This window comes from Terrimonas alba (assembly GCF_042434975.1).
GTDB classification, from domain to species: domain Bacteria; phylum Bacteroidota; class Bacteroidia; order Chitinophagales; family Chitinophagaceae; genus Terrimonas_B; species Terrimonas_B alba.
Window position 1 is genome coordinate 36410 of record NZ_JBHMQM010000008.1, and the last position, 11415, is coordinate 47824.

The following is an 11415-nucleotide window of genomic DNA, read 5'->3' on the forward strand; positions in this document are numbered from 1 at the left end:
CAGACAAGGCTTTTAAGCAGCTAAACTGTTACAACATCTCCTTTCATCGAATTAAGAATTCCTATTACTTCATCAATCTCTGCTTTGGAAACACCATTTTCTTTCAAGGCTTCTGATACATCATCATTGCCCAGGGAAAAATCTCTTTGACTTATTCCAAGATCGGCATGAGCCGATCGCATATCCCGTCCCGTGTAAATATGCGAACCGCCTATGCCCATGGAAAAGAATTCAAATACAAGTTGTTTAAGTTTGTCCATGTCAACATTCTTGAAATGATGCCCGATTTTAGGATTGCTGAAATTCTTATCGAGAATATCGTTCACAATCTTTCTTAACCCTTGCTCGCCACCTAATCTTTCGTACAGAGACGGTTTTTGAGTGGTTGGTGATGTATTTTCCATAACAAAACATTTTGCTGGTGTAATCGATAATAACCAGGTCAGGCTATAGCTCCCGCTTCTGTTTTTTGCGGCTTGATATTTTGGTTCACCCTGAACAAATTATCAGGATCATATTTTGCTTTTATCGAAGCCAGCTTTTTATAATTATCGCCATAGGTTGCTTTTATCCTGTCTTCGCCTTCATCCATCATAAAGTTGATATAAGCGCCACCGGCTGAATAAGGGTGTAAGGCACTCCAGTAATCTTTGGCCCAATTGATCACCGTATCTTTTTTTGCCGGGTCTTCTTCAATACCCACTATGACAACAGCATAATTAGCATCGCGATAGTTCCATGCTGTATCATTTTTGCCAATCCTGGAAGCAAAACCATTGACAGGGTACATGTGCATGGTCGAAAGCGGTTGTGGCATTTCTCTTCCATACTTAGCATGAAGCTGAATTGAAATCTCATCTACATCTTTCACATAATCTGCTTTCCAATACCATTGCAGACCTGGCGGATATAACGCATCAAACATGGTTTGCAAAGCAGGCACGGGAAGCGGCCCCACAAAATCCAATGATGCTTTTTTAACAGCCCGGATTGGTTTAAATGTTTCTTCCGCTTTATCCATGTCGCCGGTATAGCACCAAACTACGCCACACATTTTTTTCAGGCGTAAATGTTCAGGGAATGGATCGACCGGTGGAACGGTGAGAAAAGCAAAAAATCCATTGATGGTGTCCGGTGCTTTTGTAATAAAATCATGATACCAGCGCAGCATCTCTTCTGAATCCTCCAGTTCCCAAAGCATGGGGCCGCCATAAACAGTGTGCACCGGTCTCAATTGGAAAAGAAATGAGACAACGACACCGAAGTTGCCACCACCGCCACGAACGGCCCAAAAAAGGTCAGGATTCTCTTTGGCAGATGCAGTTACGCGCCGGCCATCAGCCAGTATCATTTCAACTTCTAATAGATTGTCGATAGAAAGACCATAATGTCTTGTCAGATGGCCGAGTCCACCTCCAAGGGTAAGTCCTCCAACACCTGTGGTGCCGAAAATGCCGGAAGGTACGGCCATCCCTACCGCATGTGTAGCTGCATCCACTTCTTTTAAAAGACAGCCGCCCTGCACCCTGACAGTTTTATCAGCGGCATTTACCTGGATAGATTTTAACAATGAAAGATCGATTACCAGGCCATCATCACAAATGCCCAAGCCCCCGGCATTGTGTCCGCCGCATCGTACTGCCAGCAATACTTTATTTTCCCGGGCAAAATTTACGCAGGCGATTATATCCTGCACATCCGCACACTGAACGATCATGGCGGGGCGTTTATCGATCATACCATTGTACACCTTTCGTGCTGTGTCATAACCGGCATCAGTGGGGAGTACCAGCTTGCCACGCAAACTGTTTTTAAATGATTGAAGCAATTCGTTTGTCATGAGGCAAATTTTTTAAATGCCTGCCTGTCGCGGGGCAGAGCAGGCAGGGTTAATGATAGCTCCCAAAACCTGCATAAAGTTATTATGCATCTTTGCGAAGCGGTTTTCTTAAAAGTTCAAAAATCTATCTGTTAAGCTCAATTAAAATTCATGAACTGAAGTCCAGGACAGAGTAAGGCCGCCTAGTTTGTACGGGTTTTTGTTGGGTGAAGGATAGTAATGCAACTTGTTATTAAAAATCAATCAAGTCAGTGGCCACAGAAAAATATATTTAGGGTACTGGATGGACATTTTGTTTCCTGTATTGCAAAGGCGAGGATTTATACTTTTCTTTAAACACCCGGCTAAAGTGTGTAGCATTTTCGAAGCCGCAATCGTAGGCAATTTCGCTTACATTTTTTGTGCTTGTGTCCAAAAGCTGTTGTGCATATTCCAGTCTTTTTTTTGAAAGCCATTTTCCCGGTGTGGTGTGAAAGACTTCGATAAAATCTCTTTTGAAAGTGGCAAGGCTGCGTTGTGCGATCCTGGCAAATTCTGCCAGGGATAAATTGAAAGTAAAATTGGCTTCCATTATATCCTGCAACAAAGGCTTTCTTTGCCCGCTAATTTTATTTACATAAGAAAGCAAGGCCAGGTTGGCGGGATTCGAGAGAATACTAAAAATCAGTTCTTTGAATTTAAGTGCCAGCAAATCTTCAGCCGGCTGAGGTTTTTGCCTGAAGTAGGGGACAATGCTGTAGAAAAAGGCGCGGGTGGCTGCATTCACATTAATTTCAATCAGCATATCCGGCGAAGGCACTGTGATGTCTTTTAATGAAAAATGCAGGCGATATTCATCAAACACCTTTTTCAGGTATTCATCCGGACAATAGAAACAAAGTACTTCCCAGTCTATTTCCCAAAATCGTTCCTGGTTATAAGCAGTTCTCTTTATAAAAACAGCGGTATCCTTCGTAAGCATCCACGACTGGTCACGGTGATGGATCATTTTCTTGCCTTCCAGTACGAAGATGATTTTATTGAAGTGGGTATAAAGATTTATTTTCTTTTCCTCCTGCGGGCATTTATAATACAAAAACAAGAGGTCTTTAACGGCCAGTTGCGAAAACATTTCGGGATGTTCAACCTGGAAGTCGTAGGTGTTGAGCATACTACAGTTTTACAGGTTAGAATGGCTATATTAAGTTAAGCATTAAAAACGACAGGATGAACCCGGTTGAATAACTTTCGGTGTTTCGGCAGTCATTTTTTGACGTCGGTAAAAAACACCAGTCAGTATATTTACACTCCCGCATGGATTACATTAAAGAATACCGGAGATTTATCAATAGTCATTACCTGGCTGATGGTGTTCGCATTACTGCCGGCGTATTGTTGCCCTCATTGATCTTTGGCTATTTCGGGCATTTGCAAACGGGGATTTTTTTGTCGCTCGGTGCAGTCTGTGCAAGCATTACCGATAATCCGGGTCCAATACATCATCGCAGAAATGGGTTGCTGGCCTGTTGTGGTATCATATTTATCGTTGCCCTGATGGTAGGCTATTCATTGCAGCAAACATGGATGTTCATGATCCTGCTGCCCATCCTTTGCTTTTTCTTTTCGATGATAGGGGTTTACGGGGCAAGAGTAACTGCGATCGGCATTGCAGCTCTGCTGGTGATGGTGATGATGACCCATGAAGGTTTGGAGGGCTGGCAGGTCGTTTATTTTGCTTTATACATTTTCGCCGGCGGCATGTGGTACACTTTGCTTAGCCTTATTCTATATAGCATACGTCCCTACAAACTGATACAACAGGTGATGGGAGAGTATGTGCTCGCCGCTGCCAGGTACTTGCGGGCAAGGGCACAATTTTATGCAACCGGCGTTGACATTGATAAGTGTTACGAGCATCTTATGCAAACACAGGTGGAGGTGCAACAAAAGCAGGAATTGCTGGCTGAAATATTATTTAAAACAAGAAGTATTGTAAAAGAATCAACACATACGAGCCGCATTTTAATGATGGTTTTCCTCGACGTTTCAGACCTGCTGGAGCGAACCATGGCCTCGCATCTCGATTACAAAAAATTGCATGCTTATTTCGACGACACACCTATCCTCACCGAATACAGGGATATTATTTTAATGCTTGCTGACGAATTGGATGAAATTGCACTCTCGTTAAGCAGCGGAAGAGCGTCCGGCTATGATCAGCGGATTGACAAGGACCTGGTAGAAGAGAGAGAACACCTGCAACAGCTCAGGCTAAAAATTTTAAATCCCACTAACCTTGAGGGTTTCATCAGCCTTCGTCATATCCTCGACAGCATAGATGATATAGCTGCACGGATACGAACATTGCACCAGTATACGTCCTATGACCGTAAGCTTCGCAATATAAAAGTGAACACACCTGATCCTTCCAAATATGTAACGAGACAAACCATCGATCCGCAGCAGTTCTTCTCAAACTTTTCGCTGCAATCAAATATTTTCAGGCATTCTTTACGTATCAGCGTCGCCGCTGTGGCTGCTTATTTTATTGGCCTGCTATTGCCTTTTGGTCATGGCTATTGGATATTGCTTACAGTAATCGTCATTATAAAACCGGGATATAGTCTTAGCAAGCAAAGAAATATCGAACGTTTGACGGGTACATTGATCGGTGTAGCCATCGGCTGGGGCATTTTATATTTTGTAAAGGACAATACGGCTATTCTTGTACTGTTGGCTATTAGTATGATTGGCGCCTACAGTTTTATGCGCTGGAAATACCTGGTGAGTGTGGTTATGATTACGATCTACCTGTTGTTTATGTTTCACTTGCTGGAACCTACTGATTTTAACAAGGTGGTGGAAGAAAGGATCGTTGATACAGCACTGGGTTGCATCATTGGTTTTCTTGCTTCGTTTTTGTTGCCGCCTATATGGGAACGTCAGCAAATAGGAGAGTTGATGAAGCAAGTAGTCACGGATATCAGCGATTATTTTGAAAGTGTGGCTTATGTTTTTACAGGTCAGCCTTATAATAAAGAATTATCCAAGGAAAAGAGAAAATACGCCTGGGTTTCGCTGGCGAATGTATCCGATGCTTTTACCCGTATGTTATCAGAGCCTAAAAGCAAGCGAAGAGATTCAAAAGAGGTACACCGTTTTGTTGTGCTGTCGCATATGCTGGTATCACATATGGCCACACTGAGCTATTATGCCGATTCATTAAAACCTGAGTATATTATGGAAGATTATCAGGCCCTGATAAAGGCAAGTGTAGCAGAGTTGAACATTGCAGCAAAGCTATTGGCAAATCCCCAGTTCAATCCGCCGCAACGATCTATGGATAACCCACAGGCTTTACTCGATAAAAAAATCAATGCTCTCATGCAAACCCGCCAGCAGGAACTTCAACAGGGCGTATTGGAATCGGGCAATAAACGATATCTATCCACTTTTAAGTCTATTACAGATCAGTTTTATTTTGTATACAAAACAACGCAGGATCTTCAAAAAATCTCAAAAAAAGTTATGGTCAATTAATTTATTTTTTGTCTGGCGTTTTGTAATTTCATTGCTCACCAAACAAAAAGGAGGTATTCATGCAATCAACAGATAAATCATGGACGCCTTCGGTTATTATCGGGTAACCGGGCCACTCCAAAAAATAATCTGCTCCGCCGCGGCGGAGAGCCATCTGCGCGGCGGATGGCTTTTTAATTTCAAAGATTGATTTTATTGATTAGCTATACCGGATAAAGTACAACACTAATTTTATCCTTTATTTTTTGGTCAATAGCGGTTGCCAGTTCATTATAGGAGGTAGTAAGGTGTTTTTGCATAGTCTGATATTCGTCCTCATTCCTGTAGTGGGTAATTAGGATCAAAAGATCTTCGTGCTGGTAAACAGGAAGCCTGGGAAAATCATTCTCTCCCATTTCACTTATCCATAGTGTAATGTTTGTGATGTTCTCCAGAGTATGAAGGGGAATCCATTCTTTATTGAACAGTTGGATTAAGGATTCAAGCTCATTGTCGATCGAACGATAAAAATCAACTACATAAATCCCTTCTTTGTTTGCAAAAGCCGCAGCGCTTCTGGATAAAGGCTTTACCAGGTATACATTCTGCCACTCCAACATCATATCATTCGCAACCGGTCCAAATTTTTTCCAAACTTCACCACCATAAAAGGCAGGCAAAAATTGGCTTCTTTGATTCATGTTGTCAAATCCGCGTAGCCAAAAAAAGCGATCGGGCTCATTCTTAATCGTGAATAATGCCGGAATGGACGCACCCACGGATTTTTGTGAATCAATAAAATGTTTTTTAAAATAACGGATAAATTCATCCCTTGCACCGGGCTTTAATAAATAGTTGCGAAGCTCCATCACCATAGTGTACTAACTTAATTTTAAAATAATGCTGATCGCAAATACCTGTACAGGTTGTTCAGGATTGCGTGGGTAATATTTGTCAACAGGTTTGTTACCATTTCCATCATCGCCAGCATCTTGTTACTGTTCGAATGTTAATCTGTCCTTGTCATGTACATATACCAATTCCATTCCCATGTTGCACCGTTATTTTCCGAAAAAGCCTGGCTCCAGGCAGGTTTATCAGGATTGGTTTTATCCCAGTTGAATTTTACGACAATTTCTTTCCCATCAAAAACATCTCTGCCATAGAAAGTGCCGATATTATTATCAAACGATCCCATCACTGGTGGATCAAGAACGCCTTTATTACTGTCGGCCCAATAAATACTCCATAGTCTTGAGACAGGATCAAAAAGCCGGAGCGTTATTCCTTCAAATGGCTTGCCGTCGATTGTTGTTTTGAAGGTATCGGTATTGCCAATGCCATTTAGAATGATTCGCATTTCCTGTTTTGCATCGAACTCAAACCATTCCGTGCAATTAGCCAGTCTCTTTTTCAGTTTGCGATTGTGAATATTCCAACGACCGGCGAGAAAATCAAAATCAATGGAAGATGATTGTGTAGACGGTCCGATGCTAAATTCTGCGTCTGCATCCAATATTACACTGGTCATAAAAAAAATTTAAGTTTTAAAAACAGACAAAAAGATTAAGCAGATAGGTCCGAAAAATCCACAGAGACGTGTAGCAAGCATGTAACTGATAATATACATGAGTAGTGTGTTTGTCTCTGTGGATAATATGTCTTAAGTATTAAAAATTCATTTCATCAGCACTTGGGCCATAGCTGCCGGGGATAGGAACATTTAAAAGACGAAGAAACACTCCCAGTTGCGCCCTGTGATGTACGATCTGGTTATAACTCATCCGGATAACATCTCCCTTACTTTCCACACTATATATTTGGTCACCATTGCGCAGCGTCCAGTCGGGTTCCAGGTCCTTGTCTGTTTGCTTTTTCGAGTTCTGCCCTTCCCTCCGCATAAGATCGTTCAAAATAGGCGAGCAACTCTTCATTGTTGTTAATAGGAACGGGCTGGTAGGGGTTGTTGGCAAAATCAAGCTCATTGGTTGTAAGTGTCATACTCACCCAGGATGGTAATTCCGCGATATGCGTGGCCAACCTGCGGATTGTCATACTTTTTTCATGGGGTTTCCAGTCGTACTTATCATTCGGCACCCGTTCCAGCATCTTACGGGTGGTAATGGCTTCTTTGTCCATTTCTTTCAGTAGCATGTTGATCATTGACATAGTTATTTGTTTTTGATACAACAAAATAACCAACGGCTACTGACAGCCCTATGTCAGTGTAATTTTTGGAACGGAATTTTTTTTTAAAAAGAAATTAATAATTTACGGGAAGCATTTTCATATAGCTATCCAGTTCGATATGATCCTGTTTTGTAAATGGCAGATCAGTATTTCTCAATTTTAGGATACGGGCCACTTTAAAATCCCGGTAATCGTTACGCATATGGCACCAGCCTATCAGGTGCCAGCTAAAGGCATAGAATACAAGCCCGATGGGTTCAACCTGGCGTTTGCTTATTTCTTCGTTATTATTTTTATAGTCAAGCTCCAATATCATACGTGATGATATGCTGGTTTGAATGATTGACAAGTATTCAAAATCGTAGCGGATGCTTGCCGGCACCTGCAATTTAATGTTGTCCGAAAGTGTGTCTACCTTCTCTTTTTGGGACGACCGTAAAACAGCTTTTATCTTATTTAAGCCATTTGAATAATGCATTTGGATCGATTTATCGGAGAAGCCGGATACGATTGCTTCCATCAACAAAAAAGCATTGGCTTCTTCCGTACTAAAGGAAACGGGAGGCAAGAAATAACCTTGTACAACAAAATATCCCCGTTGCTGTTCAAAGCTGATAGGAATTCCCGATTCGCCAAGTGCCTTAATATCCCGGTAAACAGTGCGAACACTTATTTTGAATTTCTCAGCGATCTTTTCTGCCGGTACAAATTTCTTGGACTGCAGGTAAGTTAAAATGCTAAATAGTCTGTCAATGCGATTCATAAGCTGGCTTAACGATAAGGGGCTGTAATATACGAAATGGGAAAGTTTTGACCTGACAATTAAAATTCTGAAATGTTTGTAATTATCCAGACCGGCGTAAAAGAAAGACCCCGGTTGAAACCGGGGCCTTGTAGTACACCTTAGAAATCGAAAGAAGGATGATCAAAGAGGTATTACTTTTTTGTAATCAGAATTTTTTCAATTGTTTGCTTTCCTGTTTCGCGGCTCAGGATACGAAGGTGGTATAAGCCAGGGTTGAGGTTATCAATCGCAAAATTATTAGAGATGCCTTTCCATTGTTTGATGGTCCGTCCTGAGATGTCTGTCAATAAAGCATCATGTAATCCTTTCGCTTCCTCTAATACCACACTTACGCTGCCATTATCAGTGGGGTTTGGATAAACAATCAGTTTTCCTAGTTGCTCTTCGCCTGCAACCGATCTTATTTCGCTGTATTCAAATCTTCCGTCAAAATCAATTTGTTTGATACGGTATTGAGAGATGGTTTTTGACGTATTGATGTCTTCGTATTTATATACCAGTTTCGAAGTGCTGTTGCCATTGGGCATATGAGATGGTATAAAAGCGATTTGTGTCCAACTTCCGTTGTTGAGCCTTTCAAGGACAAAGCCATTATTGTTTTGTTCAAATGATGTTTCCCATTGCAGGGCAACTATATCATTATCCCGTTTGGCGGTGAAAGAGCTAAATGTTACAGGCAGCAACGTGCAGCTTCCGAGGAAATTGATATTATTTTTTGTGATCGTAACTGTAGCGGCACCCGGCGCTGTTGCATTGGCTACTACTATAATGGGCTTTGTATCATAAAGCACCTGGCTGGAATAAGGAGCGTAAGAGATGTTTGTAAACGTCAACTCGGTATTTGGACCAAGATTCATTGGGTTGGGCAGGGCGGGACTCAGCGAGTTGGTTATATCAATATCGCCGGTATTTACTACACCATCGCTATTCATGTCAATATAAGTGCTTGCTACAACGGATTCACTCAATGTGGCATGTTCATTTCTAAATGATAAGTTCAATTTGCGCGGAATAGCACATTGCTTATTACCATTAATGATCGGGTTGTTGAACAGAATAGTAATGATACCATCATTTTCACAGTGCACCACCTGGCTCAGATCTGACTGGCTGGCCCATACATCTCCCTTTACGGTTACCGGTACATTACAGGTTGAGAAATTGATCACTACATTCGACATGGTGTAAAGATTACCAGTTTTATTAAACGTAATACCAGCATATTTAACCGGAACGCTTGGGTCTGATGGATACTGATTATACAAAGCAGCGGTGTTTTTGCCCGGATCCACAATCGCAATGGTAGCAATAGAATTAGCCAGCTGCGCGGCCGTGGGAGGAGTAGTATAGGTAAGATTCGGATAATTGTTAACAGGAGCCGTTTCCCATAAATGAATAAATGCGAATTTATTTCCGTTGTTAAAATCACCGGTGAAGCTTACATCGAGTGTTACCTGGCAGCCGCTGGAGCCACTGGTGACGCCCTTAATAACGATGTTAAGATTGGCAGCGGTGCACTGCGCCTGGAGTCTGCTGGCACCTGTGACAGCAAACAGTGTTAATAATAGTAGAACTTTTTTCATGGTGTACTTTTTTATTCAAAGGGTAAAAAATGCTAAGCCGGGTTCATAGTGGAGTTATGCGGGCATTGGCATAGGAGGGACTTAGCAGGTTATCATTTTTACCCAAGGGTAAATAAACCATGCGTGACAGCGTTGAGCTGACTTTACCGATTACTAATTTTTGCGGATTGGTACGGATTCTTCAAGAGGAGTGCTAATAGTATAGCATCGAATGGATGCTGTAAAAATCTAAATTATTATTTTCTTATACAAGTTTTACGAGGTATTTCTTCTAAAAATTTCCTGGATTTATTTCGTATAAATCCCATTGTCAGTGGGCAAGACCCAGTCACGATCTTTCTGACAACCAGGAGAGATGTATAAATTTCAACAATTGCTTTCTGGTCCATGGGGTGTATTTATATGTTGCAACAGCCAAAAAGTTTTCATGTCCCGAAAATTCTTTCCGCGATTTGGCGAAACGAAAATCACAATTAAAAATCTGAAATGAAAAAGCCCCTGCCAACTATAGTTGTTGCAGGAGCCTTTGATCGATTATAGATTATCTTACCATCGGAACGGCAGTATTGCTGTTTTTCTTTTTCATGCTTTGAATAAACCACATGAGTGTAAAGCTGGGAATAAAATCGGTGCCTGGCAATATCTCTTCTATGAAATTACCAAGACCACCTAAAGCACCCCGCCAGCCACCAAATGTGGTCATAAAGATGACCGAAGAGATAGGCGCCCAAAATACATCGCCAATTTCACCCAACAGGGGAACAGCGTAGGTCGCATACCCGATCAAATCCATCAGGATACAAAATATAAGTGAAGGTTGTTTTTTGTTCATTTCTTTTTTATTGCTGTTTTTATTTATCAAATATGCTGCCGTTTTCGAACAGCGTTGTATAGAAGAAAAAAATGATTTAATAGTTGCAGGCAACGCAGGAGCTGATAGAAAATTTTAAAGTTTATTAACAAGAAGAATCGTTTCGCTAAGCAAGTGAACTCGAAAAAGCAAAAAGCCAGGCAAATGCATCATTTGCCTGGCTTTCGCTACCATAATTTCATAGCACTGCAATCAATAGAAAAATTGCTCTTTGACAATCTTACCATCTTTTACTTCGTAAAGGGCAATTTCATCCATCTTGGTGCGCCCCATGCCTTTCATTGTAACATCCATACCCATGGCTACACTAAAATGATTGCCTGCCACCAAGGGCTCAGATGAATAGCCACCATGCATTTCCTCTACCATTTCATTAAATTGTTTTCCTTTCTGCCTGATGGCATTCAGGCCCTCGACTGATTGCATCCCGGGTGAGCCAGGAGGTTCAATGCTTTTTGCATTGTCGGCAAACAATTCATTTTGTATTTGATCCCATTTTCCTTCTTTGGCCAACTCGTTAAATCGGGCAGCTACTTCCGTAGTTGTGCGGGTTTGTTCTGCGATCATGATTGAAAAAGTTTTAATTGTTTACAAGAGGACATAAAAGCTACACCATTTTTTCATGCCG

General features: G+C 41.5%; 12 protein-coding genes. 1 reads left to right on the forward strand and 11 read right to left on the reverse strand.

The window, feature by feature from the left end:
• Positions 1–20: 20 nt before the first annotated feature.
• The 3 genes from ACFEL9_RS21305 to ACFEL9_RS21315 all read right to left on the reverse strand — a co-directional run bounded on the left by ACFEL9_RS21305 (position 21) and on the right by ACFEL9_RS21315 (position 2990).
• Positions 21–404: a group I truncated hemoglobin gene (locus ACFEL9_RS21305; protein ID WP_385894397.1), complete on the reverse strand. Its 384-nt coding sequence runs from the start codon at positions 402–404 to the stop codon at positions 21–23.
• 38 nt (positions 405–442) lie between these two features.
• Positions 443–1840 (reverse strand): FAD-binding oxidoreductase, encoded by a 1398-nt coding sequence (locus tag ACFEL9_RS21310; RefSeq protein ID WP_385894399.1) that lies wholly within the window; start codon positions 1838–1840, stop codon positions 443–445.
• A gap of 271 nt (positions 1841–2111) precedes the next feature.
• Positions 2112–2990 carry an AraC family transcriptional regulator gene (locus tag ACFEL9_RS21315; RefSeq protein WP_385894401.1) on the reverse strand — a complete coding sequence of 293 codons (879 nt, stop codon included), beginning with the start codon at positions 2988–2990 and terminating at the stop codon, positions 2112–2114.
• A 143-nt stretch (positions 2991–3133) separates the two neighbouring features.
• Between ACFEL9_RS21315 and ACFEL9_RS21320 the strand changes: the two genes are divergently transcribed.
• The gene (locus ACFEL9_RS21320; RefSeq protein ID WP_385894402.1) at positions 3134–5359 is read left to right on the forward strand and encodes an FUSC family protein; all 2226 of its coding nucleotides are present in this window, start codon (positions 3134–3136) and stop codon (positions 5357–5359) included.
• A gap of 203 nt (positions 5360–5562) precedes the next feature.
• On the opposite strand, the gene ACFEL9_RS21325 is transcribed toward ACFEL9_RS21320, so the two are convergent.
• The 8 genes from ACFEL9_RS21325 to ACFEL9_RS21360 all read right to left on the reverse strand — a co-directional run bounded on the left by ACFEL9_RS21325 (position 5563) and on the right by ACFEL9_RS21360 (position 11354).
• Positions 5563–6213 carry a hypothetical protein gene (locus tag ACFEL9_RS21325; RefSeq protein WP_385894404.1) on the reverse strand — a complete coding sequence of 217 codons (651 nt, stop codon included), beginning with the start codon at positions 6211–6213 and terminating at the stop codon, positions 5563–5565.
• A 134-nt stretch (positions 6214–6347) separates the two neighbouring features.
• Positions 6348–6869, reverse strand: coding sequence for a hypothetical protein (locus ACFEL9_RS21330; RefSeq protein WP_385894406.1), 522 nt, complete (start codon positions 6867–6869; stop codon positions 6348–6350).
• A gap of 139 nt (positions 6870–7008) precedes the next feature.
• Positions 7009–7149: a DinB family protein gene (locus tag ACFEL9_RS21335; RefSeq protein WP_385894407.1), complete on the reverse strand. Its 141-nt coding sequence runs from the start codon at positions 7147–7149 to the stop codon at positions 7009–7011.
• Positions 7150–7162: 13 nt separating this feature from the next.
• A complete protein-coding gene (locus tag ACFEL9_RS21340) occupies positions 7163–7507 on the reverse strand; it encodes a DinB family protein (protein WP_385894409.1) in 345 nt (114 codons plus the stop codon).
• A gap of 94 nt (positions 7508–7601) precedes the next feature.
• Positions 7602–8291 carry a helix-turn-helix transcriptional regulator gene (locus ACFEL9_RS21345; RefSeq protein WP_385894411.1) on the reverse strand — a complete coding sequence of 230 codons (690 nt, stop codon included), beginning with the start codon at positions 8289–8291 and terminating at the stop codon, positions 7602–7604.
• Between the two features lie 173 nt (positions 8292–8464).
• The gene (locus ACFEL9_RS21350) at positions 8465–9916 is read right to left on the reverse strand and encodes a T9SS type A sorting domain-containing protein (protein ID WP_385894412.1); all 1452 of its coding nucleotides are present in this window, start codon (positions 9914–9916) and stop codon (positions 8465–8467) included.
• Positions 9917–10457: 541 nt separating this feature from the next.
• The gene (locus ACFEL9_RS21355) at positions 10458–10748 is read right to left on the reverse strand and encodes a hypothetical protein (RefSeq protein ID WP_385894414.1); all 291 of its coding nucleotides are present in this window, start codon (positions 10746–10748) and stop codon (positions 10458–10460) included.
• A gap of 231 nt (positions 10749–10979) precedes the next feature.
• A complete protein-coding gene (locus ACFEL9_RS21360) occupies positions 10980–11354 on the reverse strand; it encodes a SnoaL-like domain-containing protein (RefSeq protein ID WP_385894416.1) in 375 nt (124 codons plus the stop codon).
• Positions 11355–11415 lie beyond the last annotated feature (61 nt).

What these genes read in the sequence shown, in the direction of transcription:
- ACFEL9_RS21305 (WP_385894397.1), bottom strand. Translation starts at nt 404, where the DNA reads ATGGAAAATACATCACCAACCACTCAAAAACCGTCTCTGTACGAAAGA.
- ACFEL9_RS21310 (WP_385894399.1), bottom strand. Translation starts at nt 1,840, where the DNA reads ATGACAAACGAATTGCTTCAATCATTTAAAAACAGTTTGCGTGGCAAG.
- ACFEL9_RS21315 (WP_385894401.1), bottom strand. Translation starts at nt 2,990, where the DNA reads ATGCTCAACACCTACGACTTCCAGGTTGAACATCCCGAAATGTTTTCG.
- ACFEL9_RS21320 (WP_385894402.1), top strand. Translation starts at nt 3,134, where the DNA reads ATGGATTACATTAAAGAATACCGGAGATTTATCAATAGTCATTACCTG.
- ACFEL9_RS21325 (WP_385894404.1), bottom strand. Translation starts at nt 6,213, where the DNA reads ATGGTGATGGAGCTTCGCAACTATTTATTAAAGCCCGGTGCAAGGGAT.
- ACFEL9_RS21330 (WP_385894406.1), bottom strand. Translation starts at nt 6,869, where the DNA reads ATGACCAGTGTAATATTGGATGCAGACGCAGAATTTAGCATCGGACCG.
- ACFEL9_RS21340 (WP_385894409.1), bottom strand. Translation starts at nt 7,507, where the DNA reads ATGTCAATGATCAACATGCTACTGAAAGAAATGGACAAAGAAGCCATT.
- ACFEL9_RS21345 (WP_385894411.1), bottom strand. Translation starts at nt 8,291, where the DNA reads ATGAATCGCATTGACAGACTATTTAGCATTTTAACTTACCTGCAGTCC.
- ACFEL9_RS21350 (WP_385894412.1), bottom strand. Translation starts at nt 9,916, where the DNA reads ATGAAAAAAGTTCTACTATTATTAACACTGTTTGCTGTCACAGGTGCC.
- ACFEL9_RS21355 (WP_385894414.1), bottom strand. Translation starts at nt 10,748, where the DNA reads ATGAACAAAAAACAACCTTCACTTATATTTTGTATCCTGATGGATTTG.
- ACFEL9_RS21360 (WP_385894416.1), bottom strand. Translation starts at nt 11,354, where the DNA reads ATGATCGCAGAACAAACCCGCACAACTACGGAAGTAGCTGCCCGATTT.